The organism is Nocardia miyunensis NBRC 108239, assembly GCF_001613065.1.
GTDB lineage: Bacteria > Actinomycetota > Actinomycetes > Mycobacteriales > Mycobacteriaceae > Nocardia > Nocardia miyunensis.
This window is the reverse complement of sequence record NZ_BDBQ01000033.1, coordinates 1-21730: the sequence shown is the minus strand read 5'-3', so window position 1 is coordinate 21730 and position 21730 is coordinate 1. Positions and strand designations below refer to the sequence as shown.

Genomic DNA, 21730 nt, shown 5'->3' with positions numbered 1-21730 from the left:
GCTGGCCGGAATTCCCGGCCCGCTGGCCGAGCGGTTGCGCGCGCAGTTGTCCGAACGCCGCCTGAGCCTGCTCGAGCGTCGCCTGGAGACCGATCTGCGGCTGGGCCGCTTCGCCGCCGCGATCGGCGAACTGCATCCGTTGTCGGCGGAACATCCACTGCGAGAGAAGATTCGGGAACTGCTGATGACCGCGCTGTATCACGCGGGCAGGCAGGCCGAGGCGCTAGAGGTGTTCGCCGACACCCGCCGCACCCTGATCGACTCGCTGGGCATCGAACCGGGCCCGCTGCTGACCGATCTGCACGAGCGGATCCTGCGCGCGGATCTGGCGCCGGTCCGCTCGCCCGTCGCGGTGGCCGAACCGGCGTCGCGGGTCGCGCAGTTACCGGCCGATATCGCCGATTTCACCGGTCGCGAGGAGCAGGTGCGGCGACTGACCGAACGGCTCACCGATGTGACGGGTGCGGTCGCGGTGTGCGCGATCGCCGGGATGGGCGGGGTCGGCAAGAGCACCCTCGCGGTGCACGTCGCGCATCGGGTGCGCGAGCACTTCCCGGACGGTCAGCTGCACACCGATCTGCACGGCACGGCGCAGCCGGGTGACGTCCTGGGCGATTTCCTGCGCGCGCTCGGCGTACCCGAGGGCAAGATCGCCGCGACGCCGGATCAGCGTGCCGCGCAATTCCGCAGTCTGCTGGACGGCCGGCGGGTGCTGGTGCTGCTGGACAACGCCCGCGACGCCGAACAGGTGATCCCGCTGATACCGGGCACCGCCGGGTCGGCGGTGCTGATCACCAGTCGCGCGGCCGTGCCGGAACTCGCCGGGGCGCTGACCGTGCGGCTCGAGGAGATGAGCGAACCCGAGGCGCTGGACCTGCTCGGCGGCGTCATCGGGGCCGAACGTGTTGCCGCGGAACCGGATTCCGCCGAGGAGGTGGTGCGCTCGTGCGGGCGGCTGCCGTTGGCGGTGCGGATCATCGGCGCGCGCCTGGCGACCCGGCCGCGCTGGAGTATCGCCTCGATCGCCGAGCGGCTCGCGGACCAGCAGCAGCGGCTGGCGGTGCTGCGCACGGGCGATCTCGCCGTCGGCGCGGTGTTCCGGGTCGACTACGACCAGCTCGAGCCGCCGCAGGCCGAGGCCGTGCGGATGTTGTCGGTGCCCGAGGTGGAGGATCTGTCGCTGCCCGGTGCGGCCGCGGTGCTGGGCATGAGCCGCGACGAGGCCGAACTGCTGTGTGAGACGCTGGTCGATCTGAGCCTGCTCGACGCGCCCGCACCCGGCCGCTACACCTACCACGACCTGCTGCGGCTGTTCGCCAGGGAACTGGTGGATCCGGCCGACGAACCCGCCGCGCTGCGTAGACTGCTGGAATTCTATCTGGCGACCATGAAAAATGTTGTCGCCGTGTGCAATCCGGGAACCAGACTGCCGGAGCACCTCAGTCGCACTCGGGTGCAAGGGCTTTCGTTCGGTGACGGTGTCGGTGCTCAGGCCTGGCTCAATGCCGAGCGGCCGAATCTGGTCCGGCTGTTCGGTCAGGTCGCGCGGCGCGGCATGTCCCGGGACGCGCCCGGGGTCCGCGCGGAATTGGCGTTGTGCGCCGACCTGGCCTGGGCCATGGCGGAATTGATCGATGGCGGCCCGAACGCGCAGGAACTCGCCCGCGCGCTCGAGGAACTGCTCGACGCCGCGCTGCGGGCCGGGGATCGCGGGCTGGAATGCCGGGTGCGGGTCGCGCTGGGTTCGGTGCTCACCTATTCGCTGGCTCGCATGCGGATCGGCCGCGATCACCAGCGCATCGCGCTGTCCCTGGGCAATGACGATCCCGGCGACGCCCGGCTGACCGCCTTCGCCGCCCAGTTGCTGGCCGGATCGACCCGGCAGGGCCACGAATCCGCGGCCTCGCTCGCCCATGTCGCGCGCGCGATGCGGATCGCACGCCGGGTCGGGGATCCGGCCATCGAATGCGCCGCGCTGGTGCACGCCGCCAAGACCCTGTCCGACGCCGGGCGCTACCTCGAATCCGCCGAACAGGCAAGGGCCGGATGGGAATTGGCCGAGCAGATCGGCAACGCCGCGCTGGCGGGCATGGCCCTGCACGAATGGGGCGCGGCGCTGGCCTTCCTCGGCGAATTCGAACGAGGTATCGAATTGTGCACGCGGGCAGTGGAATCGGCGCAACGCAGCGGATCGCAACTGCGCGTGGGCTTCGCGCTGGCCCGCCACGCCCAGGTGTGCCTGCTGGCGGGGGCGCTGGATCGGGCCGAGTCGATCGCGGCCGAGGCGGTGGACACCGTCACCCGCGCGGCCGGGCCGCTGCATCGCGCGCGGATCATGCTGCTGCACGCGGCGGTGCTGGGCGCGCTGGGCCGCACCGAGGACGAACAGCGGGTGTTGCGCGCCACCGCGGAGATCGTGTCCGAACTCGAGGACACGCATCTCGTCCACGAGCGCGTGGACGCCGAACGCGAGGCTCCCGTCGTCACGATTCTGCACGCGCGTCTGGGGGGTGACGCGGAGGCCGCGCGATAGCCGGACGACTGGTTGTCACATCATTTTTCGATCATTTCCGTCTCATCGACGCGCTGACCTGTGGATATCCTGTGCTCCGCGAGATGCGGCGGTTGGGAGCCACGGGTTAGCGTTCCTGTCAGCGGAATTCGGTCGAGAGCCCGTGAATTCCGTTGCGGCCGTGGACCTGGCCGACATCGTCGCACGGGGGGTCGGCGGTGACGGCTGAGATCTCGGCCTCCGCTCCGCTCCGGCGGGTTTGCGGCGCCCCGAGGCTCACCGCCGGGCCCCATCCCGGCGGCGAGCCGCGCCGCAAACCGTTGGAGCGGTTCAGGTTCGGGCTCAGTGCCCGCCCTGCTCCTTCAGGCGCGCGAACGCCTCCTCGACCAGCGTCTCGGCCTTGGCCTTGCCGTCCCAGCCGTCGACCTTGACCCACTTGCCCGGCTCGAGGTCCTTGTAGTGCTCGAAGAAATGCTCGATGGCCTTGCGCTCGAACTCCGGGATGTCGGTGACGTCCTGGATGTGGTCCCAGCGCTTGTCACCGGCCGGAACCGCGACGATCTTCTCGTCGCCGCCGGCCTCGTCGCTCATCAACAGCACGCCGACCGGACGGGATTCCACGAGCACGCCCGGGAACACCGATTCCGGCAGCAATACCAGGCAGTCCAGCGGATCGCCGTCCGAGCCCAGGCTGTTCTCGATGTAGCCGTAGTCGGCCGGGTAGACCATCGGGGTGTAGAGGTAACGATCCAGCCGCACCCGGCCGGTCTCGTGATCGACCTCGTACTTGTTGCGCTGACCCTTGGGGATCTCGATGGTGACGTCGAACTCCACGTCATCTCCTTCGTCTGCTGCTCGTATTCGACTGGCCGCGACTCGCATCGCGGCCGCTGGTGGGCTCCGACTCGCCAGCTTGTTCGGCGGAACGCCGGCGAGGTGAGGATAGTGTGGTCGATGGGCGCACTGGTGCGGCAGGGACGCGATACGGCGGTGTCGCACGTGTTATTAGGGAGACTACGGTCAGGTGGCAGGTCGAAGCAGCAAGAACATCGGTGGTCTGGCCGCTCGGCGGCGGCGCAACATCCGGATCTGGGTGAGTGCGGCTGTCGTCGTGGTGGTCGCCGTGGCCGCGGCGGTGGTGCTCATCGTGCGGCCGTGGACCGAGGAGTTCCGGCACGGCGGGCTGAAGATCGAGGCCGCACCCTCGCCGCAGGCCCCCTCCCCGCAGCTGTCCGCCGCGTCGGCGACCGCGCCCGCGCCGTCGAAGCAGGGCTTGAGCACCGCGCTCGCCGCGGTGGTGACCAATCCGGATCTGGGCTCGTTCAGCGGTTCGGTGACCGATGCGGCGACCGGGAACGTGCTGTGGAGCAAGGACGCGGACAAGCCGATCATCCCGGCCTCGACCGCCAAGGTCCTCACCGCCGCCGCGGCGCTGCTGGTGCTGCCCTCCGACAAGCGCGTGACCACGAAGATCGTCGCCGCGCCGGGCTCGAACACACTGGTCCTGGTCGGCGGCGGCGATCCGACGCTGACCGCGCAGGCCGACGGCAAGGGCTATTACTCGGACGGTCCCAAGCTCTCGGATCTGGTCTCGCAGATCCGCGCGACCGGCCGCACCTTCAGCAGCGTCCTGGTGGACAACTCCGCGTACAAGGGTCCGGCGCAGGCGCCCGGCTGGGATCCGGCCGATATCGCGGGCGGTTCCTGGGCGCCGATCGAATCGGTCATGCTCGATGGCGGCCGGGTGAATCCGCTGGTCGAATACTCCCCGCGCAGCCCGACTCCGGCGCTGGACGCCGGACGTCGGCTGGCGTTGTCGCTGGGGATGGATCCGGCCTCGGTCCGCGCGGGCAACGCCCCTGTCGGCGCGGCCACGGTCGCGAAGGTGGAGTCGGCGCCGCTGCACGATCGGCTGACCCAGATGATGACCCACTCCGATGACGTTCTGGCCGAGACCATCGGCCGCGAGATCGCCGTGGCCGCCGGCGCCGAACCGTCCTTCGCGGGCGCGGCACAGGCCACGCTGACGGCGCTGAACGCCGCCGGATTCGACACCACCGGGGTGGTGCTGCACGACAACAGCGGCCTGTCCACCGACGATCGCGTCCCGGCCCGGCTGCTCAACAAGCTCCTCACCGAGGCGGCCGGATCCCCGGGCGTCGAGCGGACCGGCAGCACACAGACGACCGGCACGCAGAGCGCCGCGGTCGCCAGTACCGCGGGTGCGAGCGACGATCCGCTGGCCCCGCTGCTGGACTATCTGCCGGTCGGCGCGGGCACCGGCTCGCTGGCCTACCGGTTCACCACGCCCAAGGACCACGTTGCCGCGGGCTGGGTGCGGGCCAAGACCGGAACTCTGTCGGTGTCGAGTGCGTTGGCAGGGTATGTCCTGGACAACGACGGCCGGGTGCTGACATTCGCACTGATGTCGAACGACCGGCCGCCGGAGGCGAGCCGGCCGGCGCTGGACGCCGTCGTTGCCACGTTGCGCAACTGCGGTTGCTCCTGACGGGCGGAGTGAGTTATGACCGGACCCGGTGACGGCGTCGTCGCGGAAGTTCCCGGCGCGCCCAAGCATTCGGCGCTGGCCGGTGCGGTCGACTGGCGGCTGGCCGCGCGGACCGGCGCGGCCCTGGTTCCGGCCGGGCCGCGCACCTCGCGTTATTCGGCCGAACAGGTCGTCGTCGAACTCGCCGAATCCTCCGCGCGGGCGGAGGGGCCGGTGCGCGAGGTGAGCGAACTCCTCGACGACCGCGCGGTGCCCGCGGCGCGAATCGTGGACCGTCCCGGCTGGATCAACGCGGCCGCGGCGTCGATGGCCTCGCTCACCGGCGAGAACGACCCCGGCCGGTTCAGCGGTAAACCGGCCGGGGTGCAGGCGGGGGCGATGCTGGCGTTCCTGTCCACCGCGATTCTCGGGCAGTACGACCCGTTCAGCGGTGCGGACGGCACGCTGCTGCTGGTCGCGCCGAATATCGTGATGGTCGAGCGGACCCTCGGTGTGGTGCCGCGCGATTTCCGGCTGTGGGTGTGCCTGCACGAGGTGACCCATCGGGTGCAGTTCTCCTCCGCGCCGTGGCTGGCCGACTATATGAAGCACAACGTCGAGGTGCTCGGCGACGTCGGCGACGAGCCGGTCAACGAGATGCTCCAGCGGCTGCTGGAGGAGGTGCGTGAGCGGCGTCGCGGCACCGTGGCGAAGAAGGAATCCGACGATCCGGCCGATCGGGGTGTGCTGGGCCTGCTGCGCGCCACCCAGGCCCCGCCGCAGCGCGAGGCACTGGATCGGCTGCTGATGCTCGGCACGCTGCTCGAGGGACACGCGGATCATGTGATGGACGCGGTCGGGCCCGCGGTGGTGCCGACGGTGGAGCAGATTCGCCGGGCCTTCGATCAACGCCGGCGTCGTCCGGCGAATCCGGTGCAGCGGGTGATGCGCGCGCTGCTCGGCGTGGACGCCAAGGTCGCCCAGTACGTGCGCGGCAAGGCGTTCGTGGACGAGGTGGTGGGCAAGGTCGGCATGACCCGGTTCAACACCGTGTGGACCGACGGCGACACGTTGCCGCGCACCGACGAGATCGCCGTGCCGCAGCGTTGGATCGATCGGGTACTGGGCTGAATACCGCACTGCCGCAAGGGTTTCCGGAGACTCCGGCGGCATTGGCGCTGCGTCACGCGGTGCGCGGGTGGCTGGCTCGCCATGCTCCGAACGGGGTGGTCGCGGTCGGATTGTCCGGCGGTGCGGATTCGCTGGCGTTGACCGCGGCGGCGGTGGCCGAGGCCGCGGTTGTGGATGCGCTGATCGTGGATCACGGTCTGCAGGAGGGTTCGGCGGCAGTGGCGGCCGAGGCCGCGGAGGCGGCGCTCGGATTGGGGGTGCGGTCGGCGCGGGTGCTCACGGTTCGGGTGCGGGGCGAGGGCGGACTCGAGGCCGCGGCCCGGCGGGCCCGGTACGAGGCGTTGGACGATGCGCGGGCGGGGTTGCCCGTGCTGCTCGGCCACACCCTGGACGATCAGGCCGAGACGGTGCTGCTGGGCCTGGCGCGCGGATCCGGCGGACGTTCCATCCAGGGTATGGCCGAATTCGCCGAGCCGTGGGGGCGTCCGCTGCTGGAGGTGCGTCGCGCACAGACCCGGCAGCTGTGTGCCGACCTCGGGCTGCGGCCACACGACGACCCGCACAACAGCTCGCCCGAGTTCACCCGGGTCCGGCTGCGGACCGAGGTGTTACCGCTGCTGGAGGAGGTGCTCGGCGGTTCGGTCGCGCCGGCGCTGGCCCGCACGGCCGCCCAGCTGCGCGCGGACGGCGCCGCCCTGGACGCGATTGCCGAAGAGTTGCTGACCTCCGCGAGTGATGGCGGGACGCTCTCGGTGGAGACAATCGCCACTGCCCCGGAAGCGATTCGCCGACGTGTCATCCGTGCCTGGCTGCTGGCCGGTGGCGCAAAAGCGTTGACGGAGAAGCATTTACGCGCGGTCGATGCGCTGATCACGGACTGGCGCGGTCAGGGCGGGGTGGCGGTCGGTGGGGCGAAACCGGGGACGAGGTTGGTTGCCAGACGCGAACATGGGAAGCTGACGATGGCGTTCACACCATATTGATCCGGGTGACCGGGGTCATTCCGGATCATCATCGAAGGAGACCCGCGCACGTGTATGGGGACGACATCGCGTCGGTATTGATCACCGAGGAGCAGATCAAGGCGAAGGTCGACGAACTCGCCGAACTGATCGCCAAGAGGTATCCCACGGACGCGCCGGAAGGCGATCTCCTGCTGGTCGGGGTGCTCAAGGGTGCGATCTTCTTCATGACCGACCTGGCACAGGCATTGCAGATTCCCACCCAGATGGAATTCATGGCCGTGTCCTCCTACGGTTCGTCCACCTCCTCCTCGGGCGTGGTGCGGATCCTCAAGGACCTGGACAAGGACATCGCGGGCCGCAACGTTCTCATCGTGGAGGACATCATCGATTCCGGCCTCACCCTGTCCTGGCTCAAACGCAATCTGTCCAGCCGCAATCCGGCCTCGCTGGAGGTCGTCACCCTGCTGCGCAAACCGGACGCGTTGCGCACCCACGTCGAGGTCGCGCACGTCGGCTTCGACATCCCCAACGAATTCGTCGTCGGTTACGGCCTCGACTACGCCGAGCGTTACCGCGACCTGCCCTACATCGGCACCCTCGCCCCGAAGGTCTACAGCCCTGCCTGATTGCCACTGTGTTCGATGGCCTCCGCTTCCGGCGTGTGCCGGGTCTTTGGCCTCCGCTTCGCTCCGGCGTGTTCGCGGCCCCCAAGGCTCGCCGATGAGCACTCGAGACTCGGGCTTCGCCCATGCGCTTCGAGTGCTCATCGGCGAGCCGGCCGCGAACGGTCGCTCGAAGGCTCGCTCCGTGCGGGGCTGGGAGAGCGTGCATCTCGCGTCGTTGTAGTCGACGGCTCCGGTTCGGTGTATGCGGAGGTGGTTCGGTCGCGAACTTCTTGTCGGCAGGCTTGCTCCGTCCGGGGCGGGCGAGTGGGCATGTCGCGTTTCTGTCGGTGCGTGCGTAACTCGGTTGTGATTCGGGCCTTGCCGCGTTGCGAATGTCGGGCTCCGGGGGCCCGTCGAGGTCCGGGTAACCGGCGGATACTCAGTTGGATGGCGCGAACGCCGGGGGCTCTCCGGACGGGGTGCGGGCAGCGGTAGATCCTGAGCCCGGCAGATATTGCGGATGCCGGGGCCGAGATTCGTTCCGGACGGGCCGGTTGGGCGCATCTCGCGTTCTGTTCCGTTGTGGCGGTGGGTAATTCGAATCAGCGATGCAAGGGTTCTGCGGTAGAGGCGCTGATTGTTGCGCGAAATGCCTTGCGGGGGTGTCGATCTGGGGTTCGCGCTCCTTCCTGGGGTGAGTGTGGTGGAACGTTGTGACGTCGCCGTGTGACGTTTCGGCGGGTGCGTCGCGGGTCTCCGGTTGGACGCTCAACAGCCTGGGCCTGGGGCAATGTGACTAAAATCACCGTTTGATAACGGTACCTGGCGGGCGGTTTGATCGAGGGTTTGCTGCGCTGTGCGGTGGCGGTCGCATTGTCGGCGGGGGTGGGGGGTTTCGGTGGGGGATTCGAGAGTTATTGCTGTTCGGTCTGTTTCATCGATGCTGTGAATCGGATTGGAATGGGTTGTCCGAGGATTCGCGGAGGTGGGTGCGCAAATAGTTCCGTCACGCCATATGCTGTCCTTAACAAACCTATCGGCTGTTTCCGTCCGCTTAACCGGACTCGAGGGACCGATACGGCTGGATTTTCAACACCGATTCTGATAGCAAGGTGCTATGGACCCGCATTTGCGCGACCTGCGGTATTTCGTCGCCGTCGCTGAGGAACTGCACTTCACCAACGCCGCTCAGCGGCTGCACATCGCTCAACCCACCCTGTCGCGGCAGATCCGCCAGCTCGAACGTCAGCTCGATGTGGTGCTGTTCGATCGCAATCAGCGCAGCGTGGCGCTCACCGTCGCGGGTAAGGAACTGCTCGAGGGCGCGCGCAAGATCCTCGACCTGTGGGAGGTCACCAACGTCGCGCTGCAGGAGGCGGGCGAGGTGCTGCGCATCGGCATCGAGAGTTCGATCGGGCGCGGGCTCATCGCCGATCTGGAGAGCGCCAGCGGGCATCGGCTCGCCCTGCACTCCGCGTCCTGGACCGACCCGTCCAGCGGATTGGCCGGGCGACAGGCCGATCTGGCGCTGATGTGGCTTCCGGTCCCCGATATCGGCCGCTACCGGTGGCGGGTGCTGCGCAGCGAACCGCGCTGGGTGCTGCTACCGGAGAACCATCGGCTCGCCGACCGCGAAGCCATCGAATTCGCCGAACTGGCCGAGGAATCGTTCGTCGCGATGCCGCCCGAAGCCGGCGCCGCCCGCGAATTCTGGCTCGGCAACGACGCGCGCGGCGGTCGTGCACCGAAGGTCGGCGGCGAGGCCGCGACCGCGGAGGAGCGACTCGAGGCGGTCAGTCTCGGCCTGGGCGTGTGCCTGCTGGCCGAGAGCAATGTGCCGATGTACCGCTGGCCGGGCTTGACCGCCCGTCCGGTCGCCGGACTGCCGCCGTGCGAGCTGGCCGTGGCCTGGCGCGCCGACGACGATCGCGCCACGATCCTCGACTTCGCCAATCGCGTACTGGCCGGTGGTTTCGGCGCTCCGGTGCCCGCTGCCGTATCCGACTGAATCCGGCCGGACCGCTAGCAGGGCGCGGTCCGCTGCCAGGGATGTTCGGACTCGAGTTGAGCGGCCAGTCGCAGCAGAGTCGATTCACTGCCCGGCGGGCCGGCCAGCTGTGCGGCCACCGGCGTCCCGGTGCGCGGGTGCAGTCCCATCGGGATGCTCAACGCGGGCCAGCCGACCAGATTCCACAGTGGCGTGAATGGCGAGAAGCGAACGCTCGTAAGCATATTGCGGAACCAGCCGCGGCGATGCCAGGCCACCGCGCGCGGCGGCGGGCAGGCCAGCGTCGGCGTGATCACCACATCGTGCAGGTCGAAGAAGTCCAGCAGCCGGGATTCGATGCGATCGACCTGGCTGGGGCGGATCAATCCGGCGCGCAACACCGCACGGCCCACGGACGCATGTGTGCGGGTGCGCCGCTGTAGTCGCTCCGGATGCGCTGTCGCCGCGGCCTCTCGCGCGGCATTGCCCACCCACCGCAGCGCCAGCGCGAGCGCCGCACCGGAATAGGGCAGCTGCACCTCCTGCACGGTGTGCCCAGCCGACCGCGCGGTCAACGCGGCATCGGCGGCGGCCCGCACCCACTGCTCGTCGACCCGGATCAGCCGCGAGGGCGAACCCACCGCCAGCGCGACCCGCAGTCCGGTGGGCGGTTCCAGATCGGCCAGCGCGGGCTGATCGGCCAGCACCGACAGCGTCAGCGCGGCATCGGCGACGGTGGTCGCGAGCACGCCGTTCTCGGTCATGCCGCCCCAGGAATCCAGGCCCACCTCGGCGGGCACCACGCCACGGCCGGGTTTCACCCCGAGCACGCCGCAGGCCGCGGCGGGTATGCGGACCGAGCCCAGGCCGTCGTTCCCGTGTGCCACCGGAATCAGCCCGGCCGCGACCGCCGCCGCGGACCCGCCCGAGGATCCGCCCGCGCTGTAGCGAATGTTCCAGGGGGAGCGGGTAATTCGTTCGGGGGTGTCGGTCGTGCCGAACAGGCCGCATTCGCACAGTTCGGTGAGTCCAACGACCACCGCGCCCGCCGCGCGCAGCCGCCGCACCACGGGATGATCCGCCGTCGCCGGACGTTCGCCGCCCGCCCGCGAACCGCCCCGGGTCACCTCACCGGCTACGTCGATGTTGTTCTTCACCGCGATCGGCACACCCGCAAGCGGCAGCGCGTCCAGATCGGCGTGCTCGGCCACCGCTCGGGCCTCCGCGACGGCCCGTTCGGCGCGAACCACAGTGAAAGCATTGATCTTCGGATCTCCGCCGCGGATGCGGTCCAGCGCCGCCTCGATGATCTGCTCCGGATCGGCGACTCCGTCCCGGACCGCCGCCGCTACCTCGGTGGCCGTTTCCGGATGATCGCCCGCTCGTGTGGCCGGTGACACCGATGTGGCCGGAGTTGCGTCCGCTATCGCGGAGCCCTCGTTGTGCATGCTGTCTAGCCCCCGTCCGCGTCGTGGTCGATATGGGCTGATTCGGTGCTGATGCGCAAATTATCATTTCGGCGGCGGTGGGGGGATGATGATGTGGGGTGTGGCGAAATCTCGTATCGCACCCGGGTGTTAGGTGTAGAGATGAGTAACAGTTCCGACGCCGAAGGCCGGCTCGGCCGGGTAGCGGCCGGGTTGGAACTCTCTGCCGTGACCGAGTTCGCGCATGCCTGGGAATCCGCCGGGCGGCCGCCGCGGATCGCGGACTATCTGCCCGACGCGCAGACGTTGCGCCTGGGCGCGTTGCTCGAGCTGATCCGCGTCGATATGCGGCATCGCTGGCTGCGCAACCCACCGGAGACTCGGGATGCCGCGCAGGGGCCCGCCGCGCCCAAGCGGCTGCGTGACTACTGTGCCGAATTCCCGGAGCTCGCACCGCAATTCATTCCCGCGGGGCTGGTGTACGAGGAGTTCGTCATCCGCCGGCACAGCGGCGATCGGGTGGACCCGCGGGACTGCCTGCGCGAATACCCCGACCAGGCCGTCGAGCTGCGGGAGTTGATCAATGCCGACGACGAGGACCTGAGCACCCGCCGGGCCGGGCCGGAGCTGACGGCCACCAGTATCGCGGACGACCAGGCGACCCGCACCACCGCCGGACTCACCGCCGCGCCGCTCACCCTCTCCGGCGACGTCCTGGATCGTTTCGAAATCGGCCAGCGCGTAGCCGATTTCGATCTGCTGACCGGATTGGGCAGCGGCGCGTTCGCGCGGGTGTTCCTGGCCCGGCAGCGCACGCTGCAACGGCTGGTGGCGGTCAAGATCTCCGCCGATCGCGGCACCGAACCGCAGACCCTCGCCCAGCTCGACCACGACTACATCGTGCGGGTGTTCGATCAGCGCCTGCTGGAGGATCCCGGCATCGGCGATCCCGCCTCGCGCCGCCTGCGGCTGCTGTACATGCAGTTCCTGCCCGGCGGCACGCTGCTGGGCGCGCTGCGCTGGGTCCGGGCCACCCCGCCCGACCACCGCAGCGGGCAGCTGCTGCTGGACGCGGTGGACGCCGCGATGGAGGAGAAGGGCGAGATCCGGCCCTCGGATTCGAGCGTGCGTGCGGAGATCGCGGCCCTGTCGTGGCCCGAGACCGTGGCCTGGCTCGGTCGCAGGCTCGCCGAGGCGCTGTCCTACGCCAACGCGCAGGGTGTGCTGCACCGGGACGTGAAACCGGCCAATGTGCTGCTGACCGCGGAGGCGGTGCCCAAACTCGCGGATTTCAACATCAGTTTCAGCCGCACGCTCGCCGGCGACAGCCCGGTCGCCTACTTCGGCGGCTCGCTGGCGTACATGTCGCCCGAACAGCTCGAGGCATGTCATCCGGAGTGCGAACGCACCGCCGCGGATCTGGACACCCGCTCGGACATCTACTCCCTCGGCGTGGTGCTGTGGGAATTGCTCACCGGGGCGAAACCGTTCGACGACACCACCCCCGGTGAGGCGGGCGACGCCACCACGTTGTCGGCGATGCTGAAACGTCGCCGTGCCGGAGTGGGCGGCCCGGCCATCGACCGGATTCCGCCGGACTGTCCGGCGGCGCTGCGTCGCGTGCTGCTGACCTGTCTCGAACCCGATCGCGAGCAGCGCTGGGCCGACGGCGCGCAACTGGCCCAGCAGTTCGAACTGTGCCTGGACAAGCGGGGCCGGGATCTGGTCGATCCGCCGCCGTCGAGCTGGCGGATCCGGGTGCGGGCCTGGCTGGTGCCGGTGGTGGTGCTGTGCATCGGAATGCCCAATGTGGTCGCCTCGGTGTTCAATATCCAGCACAACCGGGAGCTGATCATCGATCGGCTCAGCATTCCGGCGCAGCACTATTTCATCGGGTTGACCGCCATCGTCAACTCGATACTCTTTCCCCTCGGGATCGGGGTGGTGATCTATCTGTCCTGGCGGCTGCTGACCGTGCCGCACAGGCTGCGCAAGGGACGTGAGGTCGATCCGAAGGTCCTGGCCGAGGCCAGATCCGAGGCCCTGCTCCTGGGGGATCGCGCTGTGGTGGTGAGCTTTTCGCTGTGGGGGATGGCCGCGCTCATCTTCCCGATCGCGCTGCAGCTGGCGACCGGCGAGGTCACCGCGACGATGGTGGTGCACTTCCTTGCCTCGATGCTCATCTGCGGCGCGATGGCGGTGGCGTATCCGTATCTCCTGGTCAACTTCTACACGATCCGGTGCATCTATCCGATGTTCCTGCGGCACGGCGATATCGCCACCGGTGACGCCGCGCGCCTGCGCCGCCTCGGCCGCCGCTGCACCACCTGCCTGGCGCTGGCCGCCTCGGTCCCGCTCCTGGCCGTCGCGAGCCTGACCTTCCTGTCCCCCCAGGACATCCAGTCGGTGATCCCGACCGTGCGCGTGCTCTGCGTCGGCGCGATCATCGCCTTCCTGATCGCCTACGTGCTGTTCCGCGCCCTGGAGGCCGACCTTCAGGCGATGCAGCGGGTGATGGTCCCGGCCGCTGCGCAGCGTACTTCGAAGCAACCGGCACGGCGGTGAACCTGCCCTGCCGAGCGCGCAGGCCGCTGTCGAGCGGATGATCGGGAATCTGTGCGAGCCGGACGTCGGTAGGGTCGGCGGCATGGACCGCGATGATGCCGAGATATCGCTCGACGGGCTGGCGCGGCGGGTGCGCGCGCGTGCGCAGGGGTGCGACGGGCGGTTCGTGCTCGGGATCGCCGGGCCGCCGGGAGCCGGGAAGTCGACTCTCGCCGGGGCGTTGCGGGATGCGGTGAACGGGCTGGCCGGGGATGTGGTCGCCGAGGTCGCGCCGATGGACGGGTTCCATCTGAGCAATGCCGAGCTGCGGATCGCGGGGGCTTCCGCGCGGAAGGGCGAGCCGGACACGTTCGACGTCGCCGGATATCTCGCGGGTCTGCGCGAGTTGCGGGAAACACCTGCGGGAGAACGGGTTTCGTGGCCACTGTACGACCGGGAGCGGCATGATCCGGTGCCCGGCGGGGTGCTGTTCGACCGGCACACGATCGTCATCACCGAGGGGAACTATCTGCTGCTCGACGACGTCGGCGCGGCGCGCTGGTCGGTGGTGCGACACTGTCTCGACGAGGTCTGGTACCTGGACGTTCCGGTCGAGTCACTGCGAAACCGGTTGCTGCACAGGCATATCAGTGGCGGCAAGAGCACCGGATTCGCCGAGACCAAGGTGGAGCGGAGCGATCTGATGAACGCCCAACTCGTCGCCGCGACCCGTGACCGCGCGGACCTGGTGCTCTACAGCGACGGCCGACGCTACCGCCTCGCATAGTCGCCGGACGGACCGCCCGTGACCGAGCCCGACCACCCGAGCTGCGCACCACACGCCCAGGCCGGCCGCGGTGTCGGCTACCGGCTGCGAACCGCTGCGCCGCATCGGAGCGGACATGCTCGCCGGGCCCATCCGGACCGCCGCCCGACTCGCCCCGATCGATCACGTGCCCGATCGACTGCCCGCGCGCGAGCGGTCACTCGCCCGTGGCCGGATCGGTTTCGGGAAGGGCGCGAATCCACTCGCGGGTGCCCAGGTGCGCGCAGGACAACGTGGCGATCGTCGCGGCGCTGCGCAGCGCCTGTGGAAAAGGTTGGCCCGCAACGTGATAGTGGCAGAACGCGCCGTGCAGGATGTCCCCGGCGCCGAGCGTATCCGTCGCGGCGGCGGGTGGCACCTCGATCGTGCCGCGCCCACCGGGCATCGAATAGGCGATGGGCGCGCTGCCGTGTGTCACCGCGGCGTACCGCACACCCTGGGCGTGCAGTTGGTCGAACACGTCACCGGTATGGCCGGGAGGCGTGAAATCGGCTGAGCAGATGGCGATGTCGACCAAGGGGAGCAGCCCGGCGTGGGTGTCGCGCCAGCGTCCGGCGTCGAGGATCACGGGGATGCCGCGCTTGCGGGCGGCGGTGGCGAATCCGAAGGCCAGTTCCGGATAGTGGCCGTCGATCAGGACCACCGACGCGTCGTTGACCGGGCCCACGTGGGCCGGATCGAACGGGGCGCTGATCTGCGATCCGTCCAGGGAAACCACTGTGCGAGTGCCGGTTTCGGTCGCCACCACGATCGAGGATACCGGCGGGCGATGTCGCGCGCCCGGTGTCGCATCGATCGGGGCGACGCCGAATTCGTCCAGATCGTGCCGGATCAGTTGGGCCAGTTGATGTTCGCCGAGTGCGGTGACCAGAGCCGGTGTCCGCCCGGACAACGCCGCGTAGGCGACCGCGGCGTTGGCGGCGGGGCCCCCGGCGCCCAGGAACTGGTCCTGGGCCCGGGTCTTGGAATCCTCGGTCGGATAGCGCGGTACCGAATAGGCGATATCGAGCGTGGACAACCCCACGAACACCGCTGTTGCCATGGCACGACCCTAGCGCGGGCCGGTCACTCCTCGGTGCGGCGCACCCGGTCCTCGTACTTCTTGCGCGCCGTCGCGTCGACATCGTCCAGGAAGGCGCGTTGCGAGCCCAGCGACCGGCCGATCGCGTCACCGAGCGACTCCGGCAGCAGTCCGAAGAACCGCGAGATCACCCCGGCCACGGTGGTGACCCGGACCTTCGACCGGCGGGACGCGAGCATCTTCACGATGGCCGCCGCGACCTCCTCCGGCTCGGCCGCGCGCAGCAGTTTGGGCGCGGTGACGCCCGAGCCCAGATCGGTATTGGTCAGCGTCGGCAGCACCGAGGAGATCGCCACCCCGCTGCCGTGATACTCCTCGCGCAAGGTGTCGGTGAAGCCGAGGACCGCGTGCTTGCTGGCGTTGTAGGTGGCCAGGCCCGGAACGTGGGTCTCACCGGCCAGCGAGGCGATGTTGACGATGTGCCCGCTGTGCCGCGGCAGCATGCGCGCCAGGGCCAGTTTGGAGCCCAGGATGACGCCGTAGACGTTGATCTCCAGGATCCGGCGGGTGAGCGCGTCCGGCTCGTCGATCACCCTGCCGGTGGGCATGATTCCGGCATTGTTGATCAGCACGTCGATCGGGCCCAGCTGTCGTTCGACCTCGTCCAGGAAGTCGGTGAAGGACCGCTGATCGGTCACATCCAGGGGACCGTAGTGCTCGAAATCCGCTGCGGCGCCGGACTCCTTCACCGCCGTCTCGTCGATATCGCCGATGGCGATCTTCGCGCCGAGCTTCCGCAGCGCCTTCGCGGTGGACAGTCCGATACCGCGCGCGCCGCCGGTGATCACCACGACCTTGCCGTGGATGATGCTCACATCGGTCACTTGCCCTTACCTCCAACGGTATTGATCACATCGAGCACGCCCAGGCGGCGCATGCCGCGCGCGCCCGTCGCTCGCATGGCGGACAGCGCGAAGACGAGTTTGTTCGAGCTGTACGGGAACCAGAACGGTTCCTTCTGCTGGGTCGGCAGGATCGGCGTCGTAATCGCCTGTTTGCGACAGTATTTGCGCAGACCCTCCGCGCCGCCCCAGCGCGCGCCGACGCCGGACTGCTGCCAGCCGCCCATCGGCAGGGCGAAGTTGAACAGGTTGGCGAACACGTCGTTGATGTTGACCGCGCCCGCATTCAATTGCCGCGCAATGCGTTCCCCGCGTGACTTGTTCCCGGTCCAAATCGACGCGGACAGGCCGTAGATCGAATCATTCGCCAGCGCGACGGCTTCGGCTTCGTCGGCGACCTTCATCACCGGCAGCGTGGGGCCGAAGGTCTCCTCGGTCATGCAGGCCATCCCGTGATCGACGTCGACCAGCACGGTGGGTTCGAAGAACGTGCCCACCCCGGTCGCCTTGCCGCCGGTCAATACCTTGGCGCCCTTGGTGATCGCGTCCTGGACATGCCTGGCGACGATGGCCTTCTGCGCCTCGTTCGCCATCGCGCCGAGGTCGTGTTCCGGCTCGCGGCCGTCCGCGCCCTGACGCAGCTCGCGCACGTGGGCGGTGAGCTTGTCGACGAATTCGTCGTAGATCGGCGCCTCGACGTACACCCGCTCCACCGAGATGCACACCTGACCGGAGTTGAACAGTCCGCCGAACGCGACTCCGTATGCGGCACGGTCGATATCGGCGTCGGCGAGCACGATGGCCGGATCCTTGCCGCCCAGTTCCAGGCTGTAGGGCACGAGCCGCTCGGCGCAGGCCGCGGCGATCCGCTTGCCCGTCGCGGTGGAGCCGGTGAACTGCACGTAATCGACCGAATCCACCACTGCCGCGCCGGTTTCCCCGCCTCCGGTGACGACCGTGAGCACCGGCGGCGCACCGATCTCGGCCCAGCCGCGCGCGAGCTCGACCGCGGAGAGCGGCGTCACCTCCGACGGTTTGAGCAGCACCGCGGCCCCCGCGGCCAGCGCCGGAATCACATCCAGCGCGGGCATGGCCAGCGGGAAGTTCCACGGCGTGATGATCCCGATCACCGGATACGGCCGATACGCCGTGGTCAGCCGCTTGACCCGGCTCAGCGGGCTGTGCGGCGAGGGATGCTCGTCGGCCAGGAACTTCCCCGCGCGCCGGGCGTAGTAGCCGAGCAGATCCACCGCGAAACTCGGATCGATCAGCGCGTCCACCCGGGGTTTACTCGTCTCGGACTGCACCACATCGGCCAGCCGATCGGTGTTGTCGATCAACCAGTCCTGCAGCTTCAGCAGCCACTTCTTGCGCCCCTCGGCCCCGATCGCCTCCCATTCGGGCTGATAGAGCCGAAGTTCCCGAACCGCCGCCGCGACCTCCTCGGCGGACTGCTCCGGAACCGCCCCGACAACCTCCCCGGTTGCCGGATTGCGCACCGTGATCTCGTCCCGTTCCACGTCACCGGAGCGTGCGCCCGGAAGAGCAGCACGATCGCCTGAAGTGCTTGTGGCCATTATCTTTTCGTTCACCACTTCCGCATCGGTGATCGCCCCGGCGGTCCGTTCATCGGATGCGGTATTCCCGGAACCCGTGCTGTCAGCGGCGGTGTCGTCGACTGATGGCACATCACTCGAAACGCTTGCGGCCATTGCCTTCTCCTCCGCCACCTCGGCGTTGGACGCGGCCTCGTCGACGGACGGGGATGGCGTGCCTTCGGCCGTGACTGCCGCTATCGCCGGTGCCGCGGTAGATGTGCCGGTGGCGGCGATCTCGGAGGCGGTGTCATCGTCGGCCGTGGCGCTTTCGCCTTGCGCTTGGTCTTCGGAAACAGCTGTGGCCGTTGCCGTTTCTACCTTCATGCCCTGGTCTGCCGTCTTCTCGGTAGTGACTTCGGCCTGCGCCGACTCATCGGTCGTGGAGCTTTCGTCGATCGACTCTTCGTCAGAAATAGCGGTGTCCGTTGTCTTTTCGACTTTCGCGCCCTGACTCGGCGTGTCCTCGGTGGCGGCGTCCGTACGCGCGGACTCGTCTGTCGCAGCGTCCTGAGCGGTTGCGCTCTCGGATGTCGTGTTCGCGGCTTCCGTGCCGGGTGCGGTGCCGCCGTCGTTCCATGCCGCCGAGGCGGGTGTACCTGTGGCAGCGGCGTTTTCGGAAGTGGTGCTGGCTGACGTTGTGCTCTCGATCCCGGTGTTCGCGGCTGCTGCCTCGGTAGTCGTGGTATCGGTGCTCGGTGTGGCGGAAGGGTTTTCGGACGTGGCGCGCTTCGGCGCGGACTTCTTGGCCGGTGCGCGTTTCGCTGTCGTTGTCTTGGGCTGGGTGGATTTCGCGGCGGTCTTCTTGGCTGTCGTTGATTTGGTGGTCTTCCGCGCCGGTGTGCTGCCGGTGGACTTGCGGGCCGCGGGCTTGCGCGGTTCGGATTCGGACACGAGCTGCTCTCCCATGGGGCTACTTCGGGGCAAATGTGAATCAGTTCACTGGCCTATGATCGTGGCACAATCGGGGGCGGAGTTCTTGGCAGTTACGGTCAACTCTTCCCGGGTTTTTTGTGCATCGGGGACAAAGTTGGAGGGTGTGGGGTGAGGGATGCGCAGACCGCCGTGGTGGTCCGGCAGTGGATCGCCGATTTCGTCGCCGAAACTCTGCGCACGGAAACCCTCGATCAGGTCGTCGACCGGCTGGACGCCGCGATCGTCGGGCGGCTGCCCGAACTCGCCGATCGCGATATGCGCCGCGATCTGGCCGCCAGCACGCGGGCGCACGCCCTGGTGATGCTGGGCGGGCTGACCCAGGACCGGCTGGACTATCCGGTGCCGCCCGAGGCGCACGCCTTCGCCCGCACGGTCGCCCGGCGCGGTCACGATCTGCGACTGCTGCTGCGGGTATACCACCTCGGGCAGGAAGCCGTGCTGGATTACATGACCGAGACGCTCGAAAAACGCCATCCCCCACCGGATATCGAACGTTCGGTACTGCTGCGGCTGTTCGAGCGGTCCAGTCTGTGGGTGAGCAGTTCGGTCGAAGCGCTCACCGGCACGTATATGCAGGAACGCGAGCGCGGCCTGCGCGCCGCGCTGAACCAGCGCACCGAGATCGTGCGCGCCCTGCTCGCCGGTGCGAACCCGGATGTCGAGGCCGCTTCCGCCCGACTCGGCTACCGCCTCTCCGGACGGCACATCGCCTGCGTGCTGTGGACCGACGACCAACAGCCGGGGGATGCGGAGATCTTCGGAACCCTCGAACGCGTCGTCGCGCGACTGGGCGCGGCCCTCGGCGGCGGCGTGCTCACGATCCCTTCGGGGGCGAGCGCCCTGTGGGCCTGGATCGGCGTCGAGGCCGACGCCGGCCTCGACCGGCTGCCCGCCACGGTCGAACCTCCGGTGCGGATCGCGGTCGGCGGCCCGGCGGCGCAGATCGCCGGATTCCGGGAGAGTCATCGGGAGGCGGTCGCCGCGCGTCTGGTCGCCGAACGCGCGGTCGTCGATCTCGGCCGGGTGATGCGTTATCCACAGGTCGAGGTGGCCTATCTGGCCGGAGCCGACGAGGCCGCGATGCGCGCGCTGATCGAGCGGGAACTGGGTGCACTGGCCCGGCCGGGCCCCAACGCCGCGCGGCTGCGCGAGACGTTGCAGGCCTATCTGCGCTGCCGCCGAAGTCCGGATGCGACGGCGAAAGAGCTTGGCGTGCACCGGAATACGGTGCGTTATAGATTGCAGCGGATCACCGAGCTGCTCGGTAGGCCGATCGAGGAACGTGGCCTGCACCTCGAACTCGCCCTGGCCTGCGCGGCGGTCTACGGGGTCCGGGGACACGGCTGAACTCGGTCGGGTCGTTGCGACCGACCGGACGAGGGGATGCCGTTCGGGAACGGCGTGTGGCGGGCATGCGACATCGGCCCGCGACATCGCGGGTGCGACGTGCCCGGAAAGGGGCAGCCCGGTCAGTCGGTGGCGGCGAGGCGGCGCAGCGGCGGCTCGGTCGGCGGCGGCACCCGGCGGTCGGGCAGTTCGGCCAGCAGCGTGGTGGTCGCCGCCGCGACGGCCGCGACCGCCTTGTCGAAGGCCGGTTTCGTCGTCGAGGACAGCCCCGTCAACCCACCGACCTTCCGCACGTACTGCTGTGCCGCCGCGAAGATCTCCTGATCGGTCGCGGCAGGTTCCAGCCCACGCAGGACGGTGATGTTCCTACACATGGCGCCGAGACTAGCCCTCGGTCCTGTCATTCGACGGTCAATGTGAAAACTCTGCGTTGCGTTTCGCACTCTCTCCAACACGGTGTCCGCAAAATAGCGGGCCCGGTCGGGATGGATGGGACACAATCGGTGCATGGCTGCCCGCGACCTGCCGACCCTGACCACATTCCCCTACGAAGAACTCGATCGGCGCGAGGACGATCACTGGTCCGGCGCGCAGATCTCCGACGACGAGCTGCGTGCCCTGTCACTGGGCGCGTTCTACTCGGCGCGCTGGGACGCTTTCCACGACGCGCTGCTGCTCGGCCCCGAGCGCGAGCATCCCCTCGGCGATCGCCGAGAGCTGGCCATCGACACGCTGACCGGCGCGTGGGGCATCACCGACGGGGCCGAGGCGATGGCCTCGATGGAACAACTCCTGGAAGGCATGCACTCCCCCCTGTACGCGATGGTGCATCCGCTGGTCATGGCCGGGATCAATTCGCCCGAACGCGACCGTTTCGGCGAGCGGGCCGACCGGCACCGGGCCTTCCTGCGTCAGGTCGGGGCGTTTCGGGGGATGGACAATCCCGAGGCGCTGGTGCGCGATTACGACATCTGGTCCCAGGCCATCAAGCTGGATCTGGTCGACCATCTGGTGCAGCCGCTGCCCGCGGACATCCAGGCCTGGGATCTGGCCCGCGTCGTCGCGGTGTCCCGCATGGCCTTCACCGCCGGATACCTGGACGCCGACGTGGCCTGGGAATACGTGATGCGCGCCCTGACCCCCGCCCAGCGCCGCTACCGCAACTGGCGGCAGTTCGGCGACGCCTATCTGACCGGCTGGACCTACTGGCAGGCCTGCGAGGACTTGGCCGAACTCAAATCCGGCGGCGTCGACCGCCGCCTGGAACTCATCCGCCTGTGGCAGCGCCAGACCTCACCGTGGCGCCGGATCGCCCTGCAAGCGACCTGAGGACACGGATTTACTCGTACTCCGAGTAAATCCGCCCTGCTCGCTTCACCTGAACCCAATCAATGGATGCGGCGCAGCCGCTGCGATCCCTCGAAGCCGTAACCACCGACGCGCC

General features: G+C 68.8%; 18 protein-coding genes. 12 read left to right on the top strand and 6 right to left on the bottom strand.

Features of this window, described 5'->3' with window-relative positions; all coding sequences use genetic code 11:
• Positions 1-2533: ATP-binding protein (locus NM2_RS13535; protein WP_067668358.1), on the top strand; the 2533-nt coding region annotated here is incomplete at its 5' end.
• A gap of 321 nt (positions 2534-2854) precedes the next feature.
• Here NM2_RS13535 and ppa read toward each other — a convergent pair.
• Positions 2855-3346, bottom strand: coding sequence for an inorganic diphosphatase (gene ppa, locus NM2_RS13530; protein WP_067668356.1), 492 nt, complete (start codon positions 3344-3346; stop codon positions 2855-2857).
• 190 nt (positions 3347-3536) lie between these two features.
• Here ppa and NM2_RS13525 point away from each other — a divergent pair, with 190 nt between their 5' ends.
• From NM2_RS13525 to NM2_RS13505, 5 genes are all read left to right on the top strand, one after another.
• Complete coding sequence (locus NM2_RS13525) at positions 3537-5021, top strand: D-alanyl-D-alanine carboxypeptidase/D-alanyl-D-alanine-endopeptidase (protein WP_067668354.1); 1485 nt, start codon at positions 3537-3539, stop codon at positions 5019-5021.
• A gap of 15 nt (positions 5022-5036) precedes the next feature.
• The gene (locus tag NM2_RS13520; RefSeq protein ID WP_067668352.1) at positions 5037-6131 is read left to right on the top strand and encodes a zinc-dependent metalloprotease; all 1095 of its coding nucleotides are present in this window, start codon (positions 5037-5039) and stop codon (positions 6129-6131) included.
• A gap of 8 nt (positions 6132-6139) precedes the next feature.
• Positions 6140-7114: a tRNA lysidine(34) synthetase TilS gene (tilS, locus tag NM2_RS13515; RefSeq protein ID WP_067668369.1), complete on the top strand. Its 975-nt coding sequence runs from the start codon at positions 6140-6142 to the stop codon at positions 7112-7114.
• Between the two features lie 50 nt (positions 7115-7164).
• Complete coding sequence (gene hpt / locus NM2_RS13510; RefSeq protein ID WP_067668350.1) at positions 7165-7722, top strand: hypoxanthine phosphoribosyltransferase; 558 nt, start codon at positions 7165-7167, stop codon at positions 7720-7722.
• A gap of 1096 nt (positions 7723-8818) precedes the next feature.
• A complete protein-coding gene (locus tag NM2_RS13505; protein WP_067668348.1) occupies positions 8819-9709 on the top strand; it encodes a LysR family transcriptional regulator in 891 nt (296 codons plus the stop codon).
• Positions 9710-9723: 14 nt separating this feature from the next.
• On the opposite strand, the gene NM2_RS13500 is transcribed toward NM2_RS13505, so the two are convergent.
• Positions 9724-11136 (bottom strand): amidase, encoded by a 1413-nt coding sequence (locus NM2_RS13500; RefSeq protein WP_084530914.1) that lies wholly within the window; start codon positions 11134-11136, stop codon positions 9724-9726.
• A gap of 141 nt (positions 11137-11277) precedes the next feature.
• On the opposite strand from NM2_RS13500, the gene NM2_RS13495 reads away from it, so the two are divergent.
• Positions 11278-13680, top strand: coding sequence for a serine/threonine-protein kinase (locus NM2_RS13495; RefSeq protein ID WP_084530913.1), 2403 nt, complete (start codon positions 11278-11280; stop codon positions 13678-13680).
• 82 nt (positions 13681-13762) lie between these two features.
• Complete coding sequence (locus NM2_RS13490; RefSeq protein ID WP_067668364.1) at positions 13763-14446, top strand: nucleoside/nucleotide kinase family protein; 684 nt, start codon at positions 13763-13765, stop codon at positions 14444-14446.
• 196 nt (positions 14447-14642) lie between these two features.
• Here NM2_RS13490 and NM2_RS13485 read toward each other — a convergent pair whose 3' ends face one another.
• From NM2_RS13485 to NM2_RS13475, 3 genes are read right to left on the bottom strand one after another with little or no spacing between them, the layout of a single operon-like run.
• Complete coding sequence (locus tag NM2_RS13485) at positions 14643-15527, bottom strand: PfkB family carbohydrate kinase (protein ID WP_067668346.1); 885 nt, start codon at positions 15525-15527, stop codon at positions 14643-14645.
• 23 nt (positions 15528-15550) lie between these two features.
• On the bottom strand, positions 15551-16390 hold the full coding sequence (locus NM2_RS13480) for an SDR family oxidoreductase (RefSeq protein WP_067668344.1): 840 nt from the start codon (positions 16388-16390) through the stop codon (positions 15551-15553).
• Entirely contained in the window at positions 16387-17985 is a 1599-nt protein-coding gene (locus NM2_RS13475) for an aldehyde dehydrogenase family protein (protein WP_084530916.1), read from the bottom strand. The genes NM2_RS13480 and NM2_RS13475 overlap by 4 nt, the downstream gene beginning before the upstream one ends.
• Here NM2_RS13475 and NM2_RS48980 point away from each other — a divergent pair.
• The 3 genes from NM2_RS48980 (at position 17972) to NM2_RS13470 (ending at position 20286) form a co-directional block, all read left to right on the top strand.
• Positions 17972-18457 (top strand): hypothetical protein, encoded by a 486-nt coding sequence (locus NM2_RS48980; protein WP_157121067.1) that lies wholly within the window; start codon positions 17972-17974, stop codon positions 18455-18457. The genes NM2_RS13475 and NM2_RS48980 overlap by 14 nt on opposite strands.
• A gap of 81 nt (positions 18458-18538) precedes the next feature.
• A complete protein-coding gene (locus NM2_RS48975; protein ID WP_157121066.1) occupies positions 18539-19051 on the top strand; it encodes a hypothetical protein in 513 nt (170 codons plus the stop codon).
• Complete coding sequence (locus NM2_RS13470; protein WP_084530911.1) at positions 19048-20286, top strand: PucR family transcriptional regulator; 1239 nt, start codon at positions 19048-19050, stop codon at positions 20284-20286. The genes NM2_RS48975 and NM2_RS13470 overlap by 4 nt, the downstream gene beginning before the upstream one ends.
• A gap of 122 nt (positions 20287-20408) precedes the next feature.
• On the opposite strand, the gene NM2_RS13465 is transcribed toward NM2_RS13470, so the two are convergent.
• Positions 20409-20660, bottom strand: a complete 252-nt coding sequence (locus tag NM2_RS13465) for a DUF2277 domain-containing protein (protein ID WP_067668341.1) — start codon at positions 20658-20660, stop codon at positions 20409-20411.
• A gap of 133 nt (positions 20661-20793) precedes the next feature.
• Between NM2_RS13465 and NM2_RS13460 the strand changes: the two genes are divergently transcribed.
• Positions 20794-21615 carry a DUF1266 domain-containing protein gene (locus NM2_RS13460; RefSeq protein WP_067668340.1) on the top strand — a complete coding sequence of 274 codons (822 nt, stop codon included), beginning with the start codon at positions 20794-20796 and terminating at the stop codon, positions 21613-21615.
• Positions 21616-21730 lie beyond the last annotated feature (115 nt).

Excerpts from the sequence above, each read along its gene's own strand:
- NM2_RS13520 (WP_067668352.1), top strand. The coding sequence starts at position 5,037 with ATGACCGGACCCGGTGACGGCGTCGTCGCGGAAGTTCCCGGCGCGCCC.
- NM2_RS13505 (WP_067668348.1), top strand. The coding sequence starts at position 8,819 with ATGGACCCGCATTTGCGCGACCTGCGGTATTTCGTCGCCGTCGCTGAG.
- NM2_RS13500 (WP_084530914.1), bottom strand. The coding sequence starts at position 11,136 with ATGCACAACGAGGGCTCCGCGATAGCGGACGCAACTCCGGCCACATCG.
- NM2_RS13495 (WP_084530913.1), top strand. The coding sequence starts at position 11,278 with ATGAGTAACAGTTCCGACGCCGAAGGCCGGCTCGGCCGGGTAGCGGCC.
- NM2_RS13490 (WP_067668364.1), top strand. The coding sequence starts at position 13,763 with ATGGACCGCGATGATGCCGAGATATCGCTCGACGGGCTGGCGCGGCGG.
- NM2_RS13485 (WP_067668346.1), bottom strand. The coding sequence starts at position 15,527 with ATGGCAACAGCGGTGTTCGTGGGGTTGTCCACGCTCGATATCGCCTAT.
- NM2_RS13475 (WP_084530916.1), bottom strand. The coding sequence starts at position 17,985 with ATGGCCACAAGCACTTCAGGCGATCGTGCTGCTCTTCCGGGCGCACGC.
- NM2_RS13465 (WP_067668341.1), bottom strand. The coding sequence starts at position 20,660 with ATGTGTAGGAACATCACCGTCCTGCGTGGGCTGGAACCTGCCGCGACC.
- NM2_RS13460 (WP_067668340.1), top strand. The coding sequence starts at position 20,794 with ATGGCTGCCCGCGACCTGCCGACCCTGACCACATTCCCCTACGAAGAA.